The organism is Faecalibacterium sp. AF28-13AC (genome assembly GCF_003478405.1).
Lineage (GTDB): Bacteria > Bacillota > Clostridia > Oscillospirales > Ruminococcaceae > Faecalibacterium > Faecalibacterium prausnitzii_E.
Genome location: NZ_QUFG01000003.1, coordinates 206,641 through 225,663, shown reverse-complemented (window position 1 = coordinate 225,663; position 19,023 = coordinate 206,641). Strand labels below are relative to the sequence as shown.

The following is a 19,023-nucleotide window of genomic DNA, read 5'->3' as shown; positions in this document are numbered from 1 at the left end:
AATGGCTAGAAAGAGCAGAAAAAATATAATGCCGCAGAGTGCCGCACCGGAGATTCGTATTTCCGAAGAAGTCAATCTTCTGCGTACAGCAGCGTATGCACGATTATCGTCAGAGAACAGCGGACATGAAACAGAAGATACCCTGAATACGCAGATTCTGCAAATCCATAGTTATATCAAGGAACATCCAGGGCTGACTCTGACGGATACCTATGTGGACAATGGATTTACAGGAACAAACTTTGACCGCCCGGAGTTTGAGCGTATGATGCAGGATGTGCGGACAGGGAAAATCCAGTGCATTGTGGTTAAGGATTTGTCCCGCTTTGGTCGTGACTACATTGAAACAGGCAACTATCTGGAAACGATTTTTCCGATGCTGCATATCCGGTTTATTGCTATCAATGATGATTTTGACAATATCCGGCAGTCGGATGTGGACAGTCTTGCAGTTCCCATCAAGAACATGGTAAACAGCCTGTACGCAAAGGACATTTCAAAGAAAATTGGGCTGAGCTACCAGATGCGTAGGGAAAAAGGAATCCCTACTTCATGGTGTGTGCCGTATGGCTATCGCATGAATGAACAGAAAAGTCAGTATGAAGCGGCAGATGAAGCAAAGTATGTGAAGTTGATTTATCAGTGGTATCTTATGGGGGTGAGTACGAACGAAATCGCCCGTAGGTTGGAATTTCTGGAAGTACCTCGTCCGAATGAACATCTGAATCGTAGACTGCACGAGGGACATGATACGACTTTCAATAAATGGCACTCCAGTTCTGTTCTCCGTATTCTGGATAGTCAGGTATATATCGGAAATTTGGTAACGGGAAAAACCCGGACTGCCTCTTATAAAGGAATTGGGCTGCACCCGGTAGATAAGAGAGAATGGCATATTGTGGAAAATGCTCATGAGGCAATTATCTTGAAGTCCGATTTTGAAATCGTGCAGGAAAAAAGAAACCGGAACAAGGAAAACCGCAATAATGCAATGGCTCGTTCAGAGCAGGTGCGGGCAGAGTGTAGGAATCACTTTGCAGGCATGGTGTTTTGCGGCTGTTGTCGGCGTAGCATGACATTTGTGCGTCAGGTGCATAAAACGGAAGAGGAAAGCTATTTCGGAGTATTTCAGTGCAAGAGAAAGAAGGGGACAACACCATGTTCCTATCATACTGTGCCAGAAAAAATGGTTATGATGGTAGCAATGAAGCAGATTCATCATCTTGTTTCTACCATGTGCGAAGAAGAAAAGATGGTAAAAGAAATGCTGAACAACGGTGGTCTGGATTCCACCCGTTCCATCAAGGTGAAAGAAAACTCGATTGCATTTCGGATTCAGGAAACCGAAGAACGGCGGCTGCGCTTATATGAGGACTATAAGGCAGAAATTCTGGATGAAGAAGAGTACAGCCAGTTAAAAGAACATTATATTGCTGAAAAGCAGCGACTGGAACAGGAATTGCAAAAGCAGCGGCAGCGGTCATTGGAACTTGAAAAGAGAATGAGAATTTGCGATGAACAGATGGAACGGATGCGGGCTATTCTGAATCAGAAAGAATTTGATGAAGAACTGGTACATGAGCTTATCAAGAAAATCTATGTAGGCATCGACAATTCGGTAGAAATTGAGTTTAAGTGCAGTGACCCGTATCAAGAGGTTCTGGCATTTGTGGCGGAGGTGCAGAATGAATAATAAGATTGCGATTTATCTTCGATTATCTCTGTCAGATGGAGATTTGAAAAAGGGAAGCAAGGATGAGAGCAATAGCATTGAAAACCAGCGGCTTTTGCTCCATTCCTATATTGAAAAGCAGGACGATCTCCCAGGCGAAATTGTGGAGTATGTAGATGATGGCTATACTGGAACGAACTTCAATCGTCCGGCGTTTCAGAAAATGATTATTGACCTGAAGCAAGGGGAGATAAAGACCATAGTGGTCAAAGATTTGTCCCGGTTAGGGCGTGATTATATTGGCGTGGGCGATTACATTGAGCAGATTTTTCCATTGATGGGTGTCCGCTTTATAGCGGTGAACAATGCCTTTGACAGCATGAAGCTGAACAACGGCACTCCGGGCATCGAAGTTGCAGTCAGCAATCTGGTGAATAATCTGTATAGCCGTGATATTGGCAAAAAGGTTCGTGCGGCATTGGAAGTGAACTGGAAAAGTGGCAAAGCTACATCTGTTAATGTGCCGTTTGGTTACGTCTGGAACGGGAAAGGCAATCAGCGATGGGCGATTGACCCAGAAGCAGCGGTCTGCGTCCGAAAGGTGTTTGATTTGGCATTATCTGGGCGCAATACAACGCAGATCGCCTATGCGATGAATGAATTGGGGTTGCCGACACCAGGGTTGTACTCTAAACGGAAAAATACCATAGTAGGCGGCAATGCAATTATAGCCCCGGAGAGCGAAATACTTTGGAATCCGGGGATTGTCTGGAGGGTGCTGCGGCGGTACGAATATACCGGGGCTTTGGTGATGGGCAGAAGGCAGAAACTTGATGTGAATACCACGGCATTCCGCACTTTACCGGAAGATAAATGGATTATTACAGAGAACACCCATGAAGCAATCGTTACAAAAGATGAGTATTATCAGGCACAAAAGGCAATCCGCAATGTTGCTCCGATCCAGTACAAAACCGAAGATGATTTTGCTCTGAAAGGCAAAATATGCTGTGGAAACTGCCTGAGACAGCTCCGGCATGAGAAGCAGTATGGCGAAATGGTATTCTGTTGCGGTCACAAAAGGTCAGTAGGAAAATTCTCACACTGCTATTCAGGCTATTACAGAGAGCAGGCGGTCAATTCAAGAGTTGCCCGCGCTATAAAAACGGTATTTACAGCATTGGAAGTTGTGAATCAGGGAATGCAGGAGAAAAAATCCATAACCTTGCAGTGTGTAGATGTTGATGATTTGAAAAAGCAGGCAGAAATGATTCGGGCAGAGCAAATTAAACTCTATGAATCGTATGCAGATGGGATTCTGACCCGCAATGAATATCTGGAAAAGAAGAAAGGACTGGGGGAAAAGCTGGCAGATTTGCAAGAGAAGATTCGTATAGAAGAGGAAGAGCAGGAAACCGCAGATGAACTGGATGAGGAAATCCGCAGCCTGACAGAGCAGGCAAGTCAAAAAACATACATAGGCGGTCTGACCAAGGAATGTGTGGATGCCTTTGTCAGCATGGTTTATCTGTATGACGATCAAACGATGAAAGTTGAGTTTAACTGTGAGGATGTGATTCGGAGAGCATTGGAAAAGTATGGCGCATAACTGCATAGAATCAGCGAGGTAAGCAAAAAGAATGCCCGTCTGGTTGAGAGGATTCGCAAATCTTCTCGATCAGGCGGGCATTTCATTCCGTAGGAATGGGAATCAGTCGTTATGTACGGTCTTTTCCCAACGATGGAAAACAGCTTCAAAGAAGTTGTGACCAAGGACTCCTTCACCAATAGGGCCGAACTTCTCCCGATAAGATTTAAGAATTGCCGTAAAGTCTGGATTTTGAAATCCAGTATATTTGTCAAGGGAACACAGCTTTTGATAATCAGGAAAATAGGAAAGCAGTTCGCTGTCGGTCTTTTCTTCAAAAATATTCATGGCATTTCCTCTTTAGAAATTCAGACTATCTACCCATGCAGACAAATCAGCTTTGGTTGAGGAAGCGTTAAATACCTTTCCATGCAGGAGTTTGGAACCAGGGCAGCTAGGAGCAAGCTTTTCATTGGTCTTGCCCATATCGCTGCCACCGGAAGTGGCGAATGGAATAATGGTTTTATTCTTTAGGTCATAGCTTTCCAGAAATGTATTGATGATTGTAGGGGCAATGTACCACCAGATAGGAAATCCGACAAAAATCGTATCGTATTCATCCGTGTTGTCGCGTTTGGCGGCGATGGCAGGGCGGGAATCGGGATTGCTCATTTCAATAGTGCTGCGGGATTTCTTATCCATCCAGTTCAGATCGGCTTTTGTGTAAGGGACTTCGGGACGGATTTCAAAAATGTCTGCACCGATGGCATCTGCTAAATCTTCGGCAACTTTTGCGGTAATGCCGCTGGCAGAAAAATAGGCAACAAGCTTTTTGCTCATGACAATGCACTCCCTCAATATTTGATTTGATAATAGTATAGCACGGTGGGGGTGGAGTATCAAGAAGTGAAATGAAAACAGAATTATTTGGAAAATGCTGGATTTTCAATGTTTGGTTTTGCTAATTATAACTTTAATATTGCATCTTAACTCAAAATAAGTTATAATACAGAAAAAGAGTTATGAATGGAGGCGATAGAGTGGAATACCTTAAGCGAGTTTTAGGAATCGAAGTGCTATATGAAAATAAAGCTTTAGAGCATCTGCCAAACTTCATCAATACGAGATACGTTTCGCAGAGAGTATTTTTGAATGGTCAAAAAGTGGCTTTTTTGTATCCAAAAAACGAATTGGAGCAGGTGGAAACATTAAAAAAGCATCTGGAACGTGTGAAAAAGAGTGCGGATTGTCCTGTGGTGTTGGTTCTGGAACAAATCACGGCACGGCAAAGAGAGTATTTGCTTCGAGAGAAAGTAGCATTTATTGTAGATGGAAAGCAAATATATCTGCCTTTCATGGCGGTGTATTTGCAGGAACGCTGTGATGCAGAAAAGAGTGACAGAGAAGAAATCTTGCCATCGGCACAGATGCTGTTGCTTTATTTTATTTATGAGGGAGCAAAGGAGCTGTCCACAAGTCAGGCTGCAAAAGATTTGGAGTTGACTCCAACATCTATTTCCAGAGCATCGAAACAACTTGAAGAAATGGAACTTTTGCAGGCAAAAAAAATCGGAGTGCAGAAGATACTGTCCTCGGAAAATTCCCCGAAGGAACTGTTTTATAAAGCAGAGAAAGCTCTGCTTAGTCCTGTGAAAAGAACGGTCTATATTCCAGATGAGAAAGTAAAGATTGAATTGTTGGAGAGCGGTTATTCTGCGTTGGCAGAGTATTCGATGCTCAATGCGCCTAGTGTTCGGTGCTATGCTTCAGAAAAAATATCTCAGTGGAATGACTTTATGACCAAGGATTTACAGGACTCAAATTCGCAGGTAGCTATTGAAATGTGGAGGTATGATCCACGAAAATTATCGAGGGAAAAAATGGTTGATGAACTTTCTCTAGCATTATCGCTTAGAGAAGATGCAGATGAACGGGTAGAAGAAGCAGTAGAAGAAATGTTAAATAACCTGTGGAGGAAGATAGATGGTAACAGGAATTGAGAGCTTTAAGGAATGGTTTAAGGGCAACGAGAGCCAGTATGCAATTATCGGTGGAACAGCGTGTGACATCTTGATGACAGAAGAAGGCTTAGATTTCCGTGCAACAAAAGATATTGACCTTGTTCTGATTATTGAAGCAGTGGATGCGGATTTTGGAAGAAAGTTCTGGGACTATGTAAAACAGGCCGGATATGAACACTGCAATAAGAGTTCGGGGGTACCGCAGTTCTATCGTTTCAGCCACCCGACCTCAAACCGCTACCCGGCAATGATCGAGTTGTTTACCAGAAAACTGGATGCAATTCAGCTTCCAGATGATGCAGAACTGACTCCGCTGCCAATGGATGAGGACATATCGAGCTTATCCGCAATTCTTTTGGATGATGACTACTATGAATTTCTGAAACAGGGAAAAGTGACCGTTGATGGAGTAACGGTTTTGGATGCTGCATATCTGATTCCATTCAAGGCGAAAGCGTGGATGGATTTGACGGATCGCAAAGCGTTAGGAGAACACGTTGATAGTAAAAACATCAAAAAACATAAAAATGATGTTTTTCGATTGACTGAGTTGATTGACCCTACGGTCAAGATTGCCGCTCCTAGTGGCGTGTATGAGGATATGCAGAGGTTTGTTGAACGGATGAAAGATGAAGCAGTTGACATCAAGCAGTTGGGGCTTGTGGGAAGAACAAAAGAACAGATTCTTCGAGAAGTAGGAGAATTGTATATATTGCCGTAAATAAAAAGGTCGAATATAAGTTGAAAGACAGCAACTTTATGGAGAAAGAATATGAAAAGTGACATCCAGTTGTATCCTGATCTTATAAAAGCACTAGAAAAGAATGAGATTGTTTACCTCTTTGGAGCAGGATTTTCAACAGCATTATCGGGAAGAAAATACACATGGTGGGATTGGATAGTTGATGGAATTGGTCGTATAAAAGACCATGCTACTGCGGATATGCTTAATGAATCATTGATGTCCGATAACTCAACGGACAACATGGTTTCTGTTGTTGGAAAAGTTATAAAAATACTCAAGGAAGAAGGGTCTTATAAAACATGGATGCATGAGGCATTTGAATCAACCGTGGTTGTGAACGAAAAACTGAAAAACACACTAATGAAAATATTGCTTATGCAGGATGTGTTTGCAACGACAAATTATGACCACCTTCTAGAGAATGCTACTGGACTGATGGCGGTATCTTATGAAGAACCCAATGTAGCTTTTCAAATGCTAAAACAGGGAAAATCGAACAATGTTTTGCACATTCATGGAATTTATGATTCTGAAAAGGAGATTGACAATATTGTTGCAGATAAAGAACAGTATGATGCGGTAATGAATAATCAAGGAGCGCAGTTTATACAAGGAATTTTGGGAACGAGAACGCTCATTTTTGTTGGATGCGGAAAGACAACAGAAGACGCTAATATATCACGATTTATTCAATTCGCCAATAGCCATCTCAAGATGAATCAGGAATACTATTTCCTTTATAGAGAGGGCGAAAATCCCGTTGGAATGCCCAGCAATATAAAACTTATTTCGTATGGAAATGAGTACAGTGATTTGCCAGATTTCTTAGAGGACATGGCAGAATTGCGCATTAAAGAGAAGGTCATTAAAAGACCGCTGATTGGACTATCGCCATACAAAACAGCGGGATATGCGACAGATGTGTTGCAGAAGTATCATTATTCTTTACAACAATTGCCTTTCTGCGGGCGTACCAGCGAAATGAGCCAATTGCAAAATTTTCTTGAAGAAGATCAGAAGTTCTTGTGGTGGGCGATTACGGGGCAGGCTGGAGCAGGAAAAAGTCGCCTTGCACTAGAGTTTCTAAAACAATCTGCCGGTAAATGGTTCGGATTCTTTGTTAATGAGAATGCAACCCAAAGTGATTTCGATTCATTTGAACCGTTTAACAATACAGTGGTAGTCATTGATTATGTTGCAAGTCGTGAAGGATTTGTTGCAAATGCTATTCGCTCGATAAAAGAAAAATTTGAAAATTCGGACTATAAAATAAGAATTCTTTTGTTGGAACGTGAAAACTCAAGAAATGCAAGTTCGTGGTATTACAAGCTGCTTCAAAGGATCGGAAAATATGACACGTACGATCTAAAAAGTACGGAGTACAAAAACTATTTTCTGAATTTGGGGGATTTGGATAGAGCATCAGTAGAAACCTTAATTAAAGAAGTTATGAACCAAAGAGGAATAGAAGCGGACGATATAGTCGCACGGGAATTATGTGAGGCTTATGGGAAAAAATACGAAAAATTGCAATTCAGACCTTTATTTGTGCAAATATTTGTAGAAGCATGGATTGAAAATGACTTCCAACTGCCAAGATATGATAAATTTGAGGAGCTTCTGCAAAAACTGCTAGAAAGAGAACAGCAGAGATGGCTGGAGATATTAGACAATGACCAATCTTGTTGCAATGCATTTATTCACTTACTATTGAGAGCCAATATTAGCGGTAAACTTCAACCGGAAAAGATTCCAATCTATTATCAAGACGATTGGAATATGGTGAATTCCTTTTTGCAAAATCACTCTTTTCCGGGAAAGCAACGAGAAGAAGAAAAGAAAGCAATATTTGCAACAATTTGTCAAAACGTAAATGAGAATAGTTTGGAAATTGAACCATTATATCCAGACTTAATAAAAGAATATATGTTTTGTTTCTATATGGATGATTCAAGACTTTCGGAAGTGCTGAATGAGTTGTGGCAAAATGAAGCAAGCAAATTTGCAATATTTATAACGCGGGCTTTGACGGATTTTCCTGAAATTTCATTTTTTAAGAAGGTTTTGAAAGAGTTTGACGAAAATACCCAGAATATAGATGTATTGCTTGGACGACTTAATCTCCTACAAAAGCGGACAGTTGATGAAAACGATGACCCGATGGTTCTTATTTCTATCATTGATAATGAATATGCTTTTTGGCGACAAGTAAAAATTCCAGAGGAAAATACTCAGAAGGAGAAGCTTGCAACAACAAAGGTAATGGGATTAAATATGGTGGCACAACAATATGCAGGGTGGTCACTGTATGATCTTTCTTACATGATGGAGGCATTAGATGAGATGTGCAAGGTTCAAGGAGGTGAAGCCACCAACGTCCTGAAACAATTGTTTTTATCCGAAGCTATAAAAGGGTTATCACAAAAGGGATTTGTAGAAGAATCTAATAGTTTGATTCAGAAAATGAACGAAATAATCGGTGAAAATCCTGAGATGGATGAATTGTCATCTATCTCAGAAATGGACTGCTACAATGCTGAAATGATGAATGATCTTCAGCTTGAAAAATTTGATGACGCACTTAATGTCTTGAAAACAATGAGAAGCAAATGTAACTATGAAAATATCAATGCAGTGCGTATCTTGATGCTATCACACAGAAATATTATTGAAATGGCATTTCAAATGGGAAAGAAAGACGTCATTGCTAAAGTTATGGCGGACGCAAAGATGCTTTCTGAAAAATATCTGAATGACGTTGATGTTCAAGCTAAGTGGATGTTATGTAGACTTTGCGACTTGGAGGAAAGGTTTTTTGATAAAGGCGAAACCATATCACTAGACGAAGTGAGTGAAATAAAAATAGAAGTTCCTCTAAATAGCTATGAAAAAAATAATGAGGCATCTGAATACTTGGGAATGCTATGGGGTGCGACAAACACATTTAAACTTAATTTTGTGAACAAAGATAAAGACAAAATAAATACAATAATTACTGATGCAAGAGAAATTCTTTCAGTAAACCCTTACCAATGTGAAGTTGCGGGAGCTTTTATGTCGGCACAACTTGCGCTGTGTAAAGGTATCTTGCACAGAAAGATTGTGAGAACAGAAATAGATGAAGTGTTCCGATATGTGGAATTAAATCCATATTCTGAATCGTTGAGAGAATTATTCTTTAATAAACTACTGCCCAATTCCACGGAAGAAAAAAATCGGGCACATTATTTAACGAAAGCAGTGGTGATAAATGCTCAGCAGGATGCAAGGTATAACCCTATGTCGGACGGTGGCGTTCAAGAGATTGCAGATTTTGAGGAAGGACTAAGAGAGTTTCTTTTTGGAGAGAATAAATATCAAGAGCCGTATAAAAGAGTTCGTCCTAAAGTGGGAGCAAATGAACTATGTCCTTGCGGCAGCGGAAAAAAATTCAAAAAATGCTGCAGGGGAAATGGAAAATATGACTAATAGGATTATAGAAAAAATACTGGAAAAGACTAGCTAGGTAAATATGAATAAGCCGTATAGGGCGTCTAAATGGTTCAAAGCCATTAGAAAATCCTATACGGCTTATTTTTTTGTGTGAAATTTTTTGTCCCTATCTTGACATCAGGGGGCCCGGCAAGTTTTATTATGCCGCTGCAGATTGGGAAAACGCCCATCGTTGTGCCGCGGCAACATCAGTTCAATGAGCATGTAAACGACCATCAGGTTGAGTTTGCAAGGAATGTGGCGCAGAGAATGGGAACGATTATTCCGGTGGAAGACATTAATACGCTGGGAGATGTTATCATGAATTATGACCAGATTGTTGCTGGTATGGGACATGGTATGAGCAGCAATAATGCTAAGTTCAATGAAGAACTGGAGAATCTGGTAAACGAATTGTATTGCGGGGAAAATCGATGAAAGAATTATTAATAATGGCCAAGTCGCTGGGCGGCGGCGGATCTGAAGTGGCTTTGATAGAGTTAATTAATGCGCTTCCCGAAGAAGCTTATAATATAACACTTGTATTGCTTGATTCGGACAATGAATATGCTTATCGTCTAAAAAAGAAGGTTAATATTGTTCAACTGACTTTTAATAGTTCTTTTGCAAAATCACTGGTTTCAATGTATGCTTTCCCGGCAAAGGTATTGAAAAAATTATCGGTTAATTCATTTATTCCATACTACGATTTTATTTCAAATTGTGTGACAAATGTCTTTGAAAAGACCTATGATGTTGCCATTGACTTCTATGGATATGGTTCATTTGTGACTGCGTTCTTGGCGACAAAAATACAAGCCAAGAAAAAGGCAACATGGCTCCATGATGAAAAACTCTACTGGCTGAAAAGTGTTCAGAAATACTTGTGTATGTATGACAAGGTTTATGGTGTGTCACAGGCAGTTGTTGATGTGTTTTGTGAAGAGTATCCGCAGTATGGGAACAAGGCTGATGTGTTTTATAATGTTATAGATATTGAAGAAATTAAACGAAAGGCCGAACAAGATGAGGTTGTACCATTTAGGGATGTTTTCAATATCGTAACCGTTGGCCGGCTGACGGAGCAAAAAGGTTATGATATTGCTGTAAAAGCAGCAAATATTTTGAAGAAAAAGAAAATTGATTTTGCATGGTATGCTATTGGTAGCGGTAGAGATGAAGAAACACTTAAGAAATTAGTGGCAACGTACAATCTGGAAGAACAATTTGTATTTCTTGGCCGTAAAGATAATCCATACTCGTATATGAAGAATTGCGATTTATACGTCCAACCATCTCGGCATGAAGGATACGGACTCACTATTGTTGAAGCACGAGTTTTAGGCTTACCGATTGTGGTTTCAAATATTCGACCTCTGGCTGAACAGATACAAGATGGTGTCAATGGATATGTTGCCGAACTAAGTGCAGAAGCCATGGCAGATAAAATTGAGTACTTGTATAGCAATCCTTCTCAAATGGAAAAAACTGTTGAGTATTTGAAAGAACATCCGATTGATTTCTCTGCCGAGCTACAAAAACTGGAAACTATCTGAAATGGGATTATTTATGAGAAAAATTAAAGTAGTAATGATAACATCATATTTTGATAGAAATGGTGTGACATCCCAAGTCATGAATTATGCTACGAATCTGGATAAGGATAGATTTCAAGTGTTTATTGCTGCCGGAGAACCCTATGATATCGGCTATGAAAAAATGTGCCAAGAAAACAATATAGAACTATGTAAGTTGCCACAGAAGCAGAAGAACGCTTATGCATATTATAGGACGATCTATTCTTATCTGAAGAAAGTAAAAGCAGATATTGTTCATACAATGTATACAGGAATATTGTAAAGGGGGAATTCTTGGAATGATAGGTGGTATTGCTGCTGGTATAGTGGTGTTTAATGCTGAGAAGGAACGACTTGAAAAAAATATATCTCGTTTAAAAAAGCAAGTGAAGGAGATATATATATTTGATAATTCTGATATATCAGATGGCGATTACGATGGTGTCACTTATCTCTCAGAAAATAAAAATTGTGGCATAGCATATGCGCTTAATCGAATCATGGAGCAGGCAAAGGTTGATGGATATAAGTGGCTGATAACTATGGACCAGGACTCATTAATTCCAGATGGGATGGTTCATGGTTTTGAAGAGAGTATAAGAACACACGAAAATATTGGTATTGTTTGCCCACAGGTTATCGACAGGCGAAGAACATATCTACAGGCAGAAGATAATGAAGCGGAAGAGTATGTGAATTTCTGTATTACATCTGCATCGTGTACATCAATAGAAGCTTGGGAAAAATGTGGAAAGTTTGACGAATGGATGTTTATAGATCTTGTTGATAACGACTTTTGCAAGAGAATTACGCTAAGTGGATACAAAATTTTGAAACTCAACAAGTGGATTTTGGATCAGGAGTTTGGAAAAATAACTCCCAAAAGTGAGTGGAAACAAAAATTCTGGGTTGGCGTGAGCAAAATTTTGCATAATCAGAATTTTGTAAAATTTTCCTATAAAAAGTTTGTAAGTCCTTTAAGAGTCTATTATACGAATAGAAATATTATTTATGCAAACAAAAAAATGAAGAAATATGGCCGCGTTGGGTATGAAAATTATAATTGCAAAGGATATTTTGGATTTATTATTTCATTTATGATTCCGAGCATTTTAAGGGCACAGAATAAAATTGCTGTGATAAAGGCAACCTTCGATGGAATTGTAGATGGAGCAAAATCGAATCCAGAACAATGGACAGTAAAGAGTGGGAAAAAGTATGCGTAAAATATTGATCGTTAATACTTCTGGACTTGGAATGGGTGGGATTACTACGCATATGTTGAACTATATCCAAGCGTTGAAGCAGAAGGATTATGAGGGAACATTTACGATTGTTGTGACAGGCGTGAGAGATGAGAAAATTCTGAAAAGTTTCGTTGATCTGGGATGTGCACTTGAATATCTTCCAGATAGAAAAAAAGAAATGTTGCGTTATATCTTTTCTTTGAAATCACTTATGCAACGCCAAAAGTTTGACGTGGTTCATGTCCATGGAAACAGCAGCACCATGGGACTAGAACTTTCCCTTGCCAAAATAGAAAAAGTGCCTGTCAGAATTGCACATTGCCACAATTCAAGATGTGAGCACCCAAAGGTACATAAGTTATTGTATCCGTTGTTACGGGCGAGCTATACACAAGCAGTAGCTTGTTCAACCTTGGCAGGGGATTGGATTTTTGGCTGTGGAAATTATACTGTTTTGCCCAATGCAATAGATCTGCAAAAATTTCAGTACAATCCCGAAATCAGAAAACGCTATCGAGAAATGCTGAATATTGACGAGAAAACGCTGCTACTTGGTCATGTTGGAAACTTTAATGAGCAAAAAAATCATGAATTTCTGGTAAATGTTTTTTACGAAGTGCAAAAACAAAGAAAAGCCAAACTGATATTGCTTGGAGCAGGTCCACTGCAGGATACAGTAAAAAAACAGGTGAGCAGCTTGCAAATGGATGACCAGGTATACTTTTTGGGGATTAGAGATGATGTGAATTGCTGGATGCAGGCGATGGATGTGTTTGTCTTCCCCTCTCGATGGGAAGGCTTGCCGGTTACATTGATAGAAGCGCAGGCGAGCGGATTGCATTGCGTAGTTTCTAAAAAAATATCAGGAGAAGTTGTTATCAATTTTAACCAGATGTGTATGCTTAGCCTTAGTGATACTAAAAACTGGATCAAAAAAATTTGCAATATATATTTCAATGCAGACAGAGAACAAGGATACGAAAAAATTCAAAACGCAGGGTATGATATAAATTTCGCGGTAAGACGATTAAAGAATATTTACGACAAAGAGGAAAGATGTAATGAAAATAAAATATAGAAAAGATGCCCTGATATTATTTCTGATTTTATTCTTCCATATTGCAGATTGTTTTTCAAAAGAAGTGTACAGCATCGCATTTTTTAATTATATGAAAAATCTGATGATGCTGTTTTTCATTATAAACTGTTTGATTCAAAAGAAAATAAAAAACACATGGTTTTGCAGAGATGATGCGAAAGAAATTCTTCTCATGTCAGCGGCATTTTTGCTGATTTCGATATATCAAATGGTGCGAAATGATACATTTAATATAGTGCCATTTGTGGGAGTATTTAGAATATTGATTCCCCTCGCAGGTGCTTTTTATTCGGTAAATATATTTAAGCTAGAAGACATTACACGGATATTAAAAGTCATCCTCTGTATTTCTTTTGCAGCATACATATTGGATTTGCTATTGACACATCGATTTAGTATAGACGCTTTTTTTAGACTGACACTATCAGGTTTTAATGATGTTTCAACAGAATCTGATATGTTTTCACCATTATCAATGGGGCTTTGCATTTATCTGTGTGCAAACGAAAGAAAAAACAAATGGAAATTATTGTCATTGATATTTGTTATAATGACGAATAAAAGAATAATGATTCTCTATGCATTTATTCTTTTTTTCTTGGGACAATATTTATTGAAAAATACGGTAAAAAAACGATTAGTAATTGTAACGGCGATAGGGACGGTAATTGTAACAGCAATTTATATTCAAATGAATTTGCAAATTATCGATGATACGATTATAAGAAAATTGTTTAATGTGAACTTGGATTCATTTGGAATGGGCCGCGCATGGCTATACAGAAACATATACAATAGTAATTATAAAAGTGCGGGATTTCAAACATTAAACTCTACAAAATTTGTATTGCGTGGAGCAGAAATGGACTTTCCTAATATGTACCTTGAAATGGGGATTCTGGCAGTTCTGGTATGCGTGTATACGATATTTAAATTGATAAGAGCAAATGCATATAACTATATTATTGTGACGTTTGTAATGGCAGAAATGGTGACATCTCATTTTATAGATATTACATATTTTTGGATTTTTTTCTATTTAACAATTATGGAAATAAATAAAAGCCAAAAAATTTCAATAAGAGAAGATTACGAATCGGGAGAAAAAAATGAATGGACAGGAAAAAATATCAGTCATTATTCCGGTATACAATGCTGAAAAATATCTGAAGTTTTGTATAGAGTCTGTGTTGGATCCGGAAATAGAATTGATTTTAATTGATGATGGCTCGACAGATCAAAGTGCTAAAATAATAGAAGAGTATAGAAATACATACCCCCATAATATAAAAACTGTTTTCCAACAAAATGGAGGTGTGAGCAAAGCACGAAATGCAGGAATCCAAATAAGCACGGGAAGATGGATTCTCTTTCTAGATGCCGATGACTATTTGACAGAGGACGGTGTGAAAACAATAAAGGCATATGCGAAATCTGACAAGAATATAGTCATTTTTTCAAGCCAACGTGTATTGGATCATCAACCCAAAATATCACAGGGAAGTCATGCTGAAAAAAATTGTATAACTTCGCAAGAACTTATGAATCACGCGCTGAGAGCGGATGGATATAGTGAGTTTTGTTCGCAGCATGATTTCCGCTCGTCGTGTGCAAAACTAATAAAAAAGGAGCTGCTTATTAACTATCGCTTTGATACAAATATCTATATCGGAGAAGATTTTGTATTTATGCTGGAGCTTTATGCTGCTTCAATAAGCAATATGGTTGTCGATAGCGCAGTATATTGTTATTACGTTAATGTGAATTCTGCAGTACACAGTTATCATAAGGGATATTCACAAAATGTTATGCGCGTTAATAAGCGAATTGAACAAATTCTACGTTCAAATAAGTCTTTAGAATGTAATGATATAAAAGAATCATTCGATTTATATAAAATGAATGATTTGATTTTGCTGCTAAAATATGACTATTTTAACAGCAAAAATGATATGGTATGGAAAGCTAGAAAAAAAACAGTTGAGGACATAATAAATCTATTTGACTTTGAACGACTGTATCAAACGATTCAACGAGAAGGAAATCTTACCCGAATCCCAAAAGAGAAACGAATAATATATCGTTTGCTGTTTTTAAAAATCTATTATCCTGTATATGCTATTTTTAGAATTAAATATGGTGAAAAATAATATGAAAAAAGAAATAACGCAGTCAGTAATATGGACAATGTGGTGGCAGGGGGAAAGCAATGCGCCGCCTACTGTAAAGGCCTGTATACATAGTATGAGAAAAAACTCTGGAAATCACCCAGTGATTGTCCTTGATCAATCTAACTATAAAAAGTATGTTGCACTGCCCCAATATATTGAAAAGAAAAGAGAAAAGGGGGTAATTTCACTAACGCACTTCTCAGATATAATTAGAATTAATTTGTTAAATGCATATGGTGGACTATGGCTTGATAGTACGATATATGTAAATAGACAAATTTCAGAGGAAGTTTTTGAAAAAAATTTTTATACAGTAAAAATGAATATGCCCAATAAAGGCGTATCAAATAATCAATGGTGCGGTTTTTTGCTGGGCGGGACTGCACATAATGTTATTTTTGAAAAGCAAGCTGAACTTTTATGTCGATACTGGAAGAACGAAGACGAACTAGTGGACTATTTGCTTATTGATTATTTCTTCTACATTATTTTTAATGAAATTAAGCAGGCAAATAGAGAATTGGATGAAGTGACTGAATATGCAGGAAATGTTTTGAAGATGCAGGAAAAAATGGCAGAAACGACATATGAAGTTTCTGATTTTCCGATATTCAGTAAGTTGAATTGGAAGAGTTCGGTAGAACTCTCAAATAACAGGAAATTGACTCTATACCAAAAGATTTTATTGGATAGCGGAATTGTGGATGATTCGCAGGAGGTCTATTGTAAAGATAAAAAATATAAGAGAAAGATAAAGTCGGCACTTCGACATTTTCGTAAATTTATAGATAAGAAGCGAATAAAAAAATACGGATTTGGAATACAATTTTACGGATTAGCAAATGACTTGCTGCGAACATCTAATGGAAAATGCGCATATTTTTTTGCTAAACAATATCAAAATCTTGTGTTGAAGTATCTTGGAAGGTATTGTGGAGCTTTATAAATGAATAAGATAAAATCAAATTTTTTCTATCAAACCTTATATCAAATTTTGTCTATGATCCTTCCGTTGATCACTTCTCCTATCCTTTCTAGAGCGTTAGGGGCAAATGGGCTTGGGGTTTATTCCTATACAACAACAATTCTAAATTATTTTGTTCTTATTGCAAATTTGGGAATTTATCGATACGGCATAAGATGCATTGCATCAGCTGGAGACGATAAAATAGAAAGAAGTAAAGTGTTTTGGGAAATTTTTTTGTCTCATATCTTGATCAGTGTCGTTATTTTTGGATTATATATTTTATTTGTAGTTAACTTTCAGGGCGAGTATCTCCAGTATTATATAGTGCTTACTTTAATGTATTTAGGTGGAACACTTAATATTAACTGGTTCTTTTTTGGAATAGAAGAATATAAAGGTGTTGCCATTCGAGATATGGTAATAAAGATTGCAACATTTGTTCTTATAGTGCTATGTGTTAACAATGAACATGATTTATATACATACTTTATTATAATGGCGGCCAGCAGCTTTATAAGCAATGCAACGTATTATGTCATGATTCGCGGAAAAATCAGTCGTCCTCAAGTTTGCTGGTGCAATATGTGGACGCATTTGAAGCATATGTTGATTTTGTTTGTCCCGACACTATTGGAAACAATGTATATTTCAATCGATAAGGTTATACTGGGCAGTGTTTCTGATAAAGCAAATGTTGGCTACTATGAGAATGCAGATAAAGCACTGATTTCTAAAACACTGATTTATTCATTGACCAATGTTATGTTTCCACGCATGACTTATCTTTTGGCGAATAAAGAAGTCAAAGGGTTTGAAAAGTTGATGAATAAATCGATTAAATTTGTGGTATTTGCATCGATTGCATTTTCCTTTGGAACAGCTGCAATTGCAAAAGAATTTTCGGTCGTTTTCTGGGGAGAAGCTTTTCTGCCGTGTGCGGCGCTAATTACGATATTGGCATTTACAATTCCTGCCAATACGTTGTCACGGGCGATTCGTGATCAGTATCTCATACCGGCAGGGCGGGATAAAGACTATATTGTAGTTATGGCTTGGGGGGCCTTTTGTGACATTATTCTTGATTTTGTACTGATACCATTCTGTGGTGCTGCGGGAGCGGCAATTGCAACCCTGTTTACAGAGTATTTGATGCTCTTTATACAGATAAAATTCGTAAAAAGGCAAATTGATTTTATGAAGTATTTGAATAGAAGAAATATTAGAGTATACATTTTTATTGGCCTAATAATGCTTTTTACTTGCAAGAGTATTGGAAGGCTGCTAGGAATGCATCCGTATACATTAGTTGCACAGATCTTTATTGGAATGATGGTTTTTATGTTACCATGTGTTGTTTATTGGAATAAGACAAATGACGATACGATGCTTAGCATACTGAAAACTTTTGGGAGGCAAAAATGAATTCAAGAGAAAATATAGCATATTTGAAATATTTCGGCCCTGCTGTGACGCTTTGGAAAACAATAAACCATATATTTGTTGGATATAGGCAGGGTGGTAAAATTGTATGGATGCTTCATGATGTAAATAATAATGTGATTGAAAAATATTTAAAACGGGTTTGCCCGATTTCTTATAAGGGATTGCAAGCTGGAGATTATGATGGAATTGATGATGTCTCGCCAATGACTTCATATCGCTGTGAGAATTCGGAAGAACTTATAAATAATGTGATTTGGACAATGTGGTGGCAAGGTGAAGAAAATGCACCACCTATTGTGAAAAAATGCATTGAGAGCATGAGAAAGCACAGCAATGGTCATCAAGTAGTAGTTTTAAGCGAGGATAATTTTCAGCAGTATGTAAAATTGCCTAAGGCTATCATTGATAGATTTACAGAACACAAAGCAGATAAAACTGATTTGAAAAATATAACATTAGATCAAACCCAAATTAGTGACGTGGTTAGGACATATTTGCTGTATTATTATGGAGGCGTTTGGTCTGATGCAACAATGTTTTTTACCAAAGATATTGATGAACTATTTTTCAACGATAAATGGGAAACATTAGGCCAAGATAACACATGGTATATTGGCAGAGGCCGGTGGAGCACCTTTTTTATGAGTGCAAAAGCGGGAAATGCCTTTTGCAAGTTTAATTATGATATGCATATTGAATATTGGACAAACAGAAAGTACTATGTAAATTATCTGATGACAGATCATATGTTTGATATTGCATATAAAGAACGAAGTAAAATCCGAAATATGGTTGATAGTGTTCGTTGTGGCAACAATGAATGCTTAACGATTAATAGAAAGTATGATCAACCTGTAAACAGAGGAGAAGCAGAAGCTTTTTTGGAGAAACAATATCTGCATAAGTTGTCATGGAAGTGGTGGGGACGAGATTCGGATGCGATTCTTGTATTAAAAACATCAAAAGGCGATCAGACATGGTTGGGCTATCTTCTGGAAAACTTTTGTAAAGAGGATTGAAAA

17 protein-coding genes are annotated in these 19,023 nt (G+C 37.9%); 15 read left to right on the top strand and 2 right to left on the bottom strand.

The window, feature by feature from the left end; genetic code table 11:
- Position 1: 1 nt before the first annotated feature.
- A complete protein-coding gene (locus DWY95_RS05545; RefSeq protein ID WP_118552712.1) occupies positions 2-1,693 on the top strand; it encodes a recombinase family protein in 1,692 nt (563 codons plus the stop codon).
- Positions 1,686-3,281, top strand: coding sequence for a recombinase family protein (locus DWY95_RS05540; protein WP_118552711.1), 1,596 nt, complete (start codon positions 1,686-1,688; stop codon positions 3,279-3,281). The genes DWY95_RS05545 and DWY95_RS05540 overlap by 8 nt, the downstream gene beginning before the upstream one ends.
- Positions 3,282-3,383: 102 nt before the next feature.
- Here the strand turns inward: DWY95_RS05540 and DWY95_RS05535 are convergent, their stop codons facing one another.
- Together DWY95_RS05535 and DWY95_RS05530 are read right to left on the bottom strand one after the other, a co-directional pair.
- On the bottom strand, positions 3,384-3,608 hold the full coding sequence (locus DWY95_RS05535) for a hypothetical protein (RefSeq protein ID WP_118552710.1): 225 nt from the start codon (positions 3,606-3,608) through the stop codon (positions 3,384-3,386).
- Between the two features lie 12 nt (positions 3,609-3,620).
- The gene (locus DWY95_RS05530; protein WP_118552709.1) at positions 3,621-4,100 is read right to left on the bottom strand and encodes a flavodoxin; all 480 of its coding nucleotides are present in this window, start codon (positions 4,098-4,100) and stop codon (positions 3,621-3,623) included.
- A gap of 200 nt (positions 4,101-4,300) precedes the next feature.
- Between DWY95_RS05530 and DWY95_RS05525 the strand changes: the two genes are divergently transcribed.
- The 13 genes from DWY95_RS05525 (at position 4,301) to DWY95_RS05465 (ending at position 19,020) form a co-directional block, all read left to right on the top strand.
- Positions 4,301-5,260, top strand: coding sequence for a MarR family transcriptional regulator (locus DWY95_RS05525; RefSeq protein ID WP_118552708.1), 960 nt, complete (start codon positions 4,301-4,303; stop codon positions 5,258-5,260).
- A complete protein-coding gene (locus DWY95_RS05520; protein ID WP_118552707.1) occupies positions 5,244-6,002 on the top strand; it encodes a hypothetical protein in 759 nt (252 codons plus the stop codon). Before DWY95_RS05525 ends, DWY95_RS05520 begins: the two co-directional genes overlap by 17 nt.
- Positions 6,003-6,053: 51 nt before the next feature.
- Positions 6,054-9,494 carry an SIR2 family protein gene (locus tag DWY95_RS05515; RefSeq protein ID WP_118552706.1) on the top strand — a complete coding sequence of 1,147 codons (3,441 nt, stop codon included), beginning with the start codon at positions 6,054-6,056 and terminating at the stop codon, positions 9,492-9,494.
- 114 nt (positions 9,495-9,608) lie between these two features.
- Positions 9,609-9,935: a glycosyltransferase gene (locus DWY95_RS05510; RefSeq protein ID WP_347561981.1), complete on the top strand. Its 327-nt coding sequence runs from the start codon at positions 9,609-9,611 to the stop codon at positions 9,933-9,935.
- Complete coding sequence (locus tag DWY95_RS05505; RefSeq protein WP_118552704.1) at positions 9,932-11,053, top strand: glycosyltransferase; 1,122 nt, start codon at positions 9,932-9,934, stop codon at positions 11,051-11,053. Before DWY95_RS05510 ends, DWY95_RS05505 begins: the two co-directional genes overlap by 4 nt.
- Before the next feature lies 1 nt (position 11,054).
- Positions 11,055-11,357 carry a hypothetical protein gene (locus DWY95_RS05500; protein ID WP_118552703.1) on the top strand — a complete coding sequence of 101 codons (303 nt, stop codon included), beginning with the start codon at positions 11,055-11,057 and terminating at the stop codon, positions 11,355-11,357.
- A gap of 16 nt (positions 11,358-11,373) precedes the next feature.
- Complete coding sequence (locus tag DWY95_RS05495) at positions 11,374-12,300, top strand: glycosyltransferase (RefSeq protein ID WP_118552702.1); 927 nt, start codon at positions 11,374-11,376, stop codon at positions 12,298-12,300.
- Complete coding sequence (locus DWY95_RS05490; RefSeq protein ID WP_118552701.1) at positions 12,293-13,399, top strand: glycosyltransferase family 1 protein; 1,107 nt, start codon at positions 12,293-12,295, stop codon at positions 13,397-13,399. Before DWY95_RS05495 ends, DWY95_RS05490 begins: the two co-directional genes overlap by 8 nt.
- A complete protein-coding gene (locus DWY95_RS05485) occupies positions 13,383-14,579 on the top strand; it encodes a hypothetical protein (RefSeq protein WP_118552700.1) in 1,197 nt (398 codons plus the stop codon). The genes DWY95_RS05490 and DWY95_RS05485 overlap by 17 nt, the downstream gene beginning before the upstream one ends.
- Entirely contained in the window at positions 14,530-15,570 is a 1,041-nt protein-coding gene (locus DWY95_RS05480) for a glycosyltransferase family 2 protein (RefSeq protein ID WP_118552699.1), read from the top strand. Before DWY95_RS05485 ends, DWY95_RS05480 begins: the two co-directional genes overlap by 50 nt.
- Before the next feature lies 1 nt (position 15,571).
- On the top strand, positions 15,572-16,537 hold the full coding sequence (locus DWY95_RS05475; RefSeq protein ID WP_158577526.1) for a capsular polysaccharide synthesis protein: 966 nt from the start codon (positions 15,572-15,574) through the stop codon (positions 16,535-16,537).
- On the top strand, positions 16,538-17,980 hold the full coding sequence (locus DWY95_RS05470) for a flippase (protein ID WP_118552697.1): 1,443 nt from the start codon (positions 16,538-16,540) through the stop codon (positions 17,978-17,980). It abuts the gene before it with no gap.
- Complete coding sequence (locus DWY95_RS05465) at positions 17,977-19,020, top strand: capsular polysaccharide synthesis protein (protein WP_118552696.1); 1,044 nt, start codon at positions 17,977-17,979, stop codon at positions 19,018-19,020. The genes DWY95_RS05470 and DWY95_RS05465 overlap by 4 nt, the downstream gene beginning before the upstream one ends.
- The last annotated feature ends 3 nt before the right edge of the window (positions 19,021-19,023 follow it).

Excerpts from the sequence above, each read along its gene's own strand:
- DWY95_RS05545 (WP_118552712.1), top strand. The coding sequence starts at position 2 with ATGGCTAGAAAGAGCAGAAAAAATATAATGCCGCAGAGTGCCGCACCG.
- DWY95_RS05540 (WP_118552711.1), top strand. The coding sequence starts at position 1,686 with ATGAATAATAAGATTGCGATTTATCTTCGATTATCTCTGTCAGATGGA.
- DWY95_RS05535 (WP_118552710.1), bottom strand. The coding sequence starts at position 3,608 with ATGAATATTTTTGAAGAAAAGACCGACAGCGAACTGCTTTCCTATTTT.
- DWY95_RS05530 (WP_118552709.1), bottom strand. The coding sequence starts at position 4,100 with ATGAGCAAAAAGCTTGTTGCCTATTTTTCTGCCAGCGGCATTACCGCA.
- DWY95_RS05520 (WP_118552707.1), top strand. The coding sequence starts at position 5,244 with ATGGTAACAGGAATTGAGAGCTTTAAGGAATGGTTTAAGGGCAACGAG.
- DWY95_RS05515 (WP_118552706.1), top strand. The coding sequence starts at position 6,054 with ATGAAAAGTGACATCCAGTTGTATCCTGATCTTATAAAAGCACTAGAA.
- DWY95_RS05505 (WP_118552704.1), top strand. The coding sequence starts at position 9,932 with ATGAAAGAATTATTAATAATGGCCAAGTCGCTGGGCGGCGGCGGATCT.
- DWY95_RS05500 (WP_118552703.1), top strand. The coding sequence starts at position 11,055 with ATGGGATTATTTATGAGAAAAATTAAAGTAGTAATGATAACATCATAT.
- DWY95_RS05495 (WP_118552702.1), top strand. The coding sequence starts at position 11,374 with ATGATAGGTGGTATTGCTGCTGGTATAGTGGTGTTTAATGCTGAGAAG.
- DWY95_RS05490 (WP_118552701.1), top strand. The coding sequence starts at position 12,293 with ATGCGTAAAATATTGATCGTTAATACTTCTGGACTTGGAATGGGTGGG.
- DWY95_RS05485 (WP_118552700.1), top strand. The coding sequence starts at position 13,383 with ATGAAAATAAAATATAGAAAAGATGCCCTGATATTATTTCTGATTTTA.
- DWY95_RS05480 (WP_118552699.1), top strand. The coding sequence starts at position 14,530 with ATGAATGGACAGGAAAAAATATCAGTCATTATTCCGGTATACAATGCT.
- DWY95_RS05475 (WP_158577526.1), top strand. The coding sequence starts at position 15,572 with ATGAAAAAAGAAATAACGCAGTCAGTAATATGGACAATGTGGTGGCAG.
- DWY95_RS05470 (WP_118552697.1), top strand. The coding sequence starts at position 16,538 with ATGAATAAGATAAAATCAAATTTTTTCTATCAAACCTTATATCAAATT.
- DWY95_RS05465 (WP_118552696.1), top strand. The coding sequence starts at position 17,977 with ATGAATTCAAGAGAAAATATAGCATATTTGAAATATTTCGGCCCTGCT.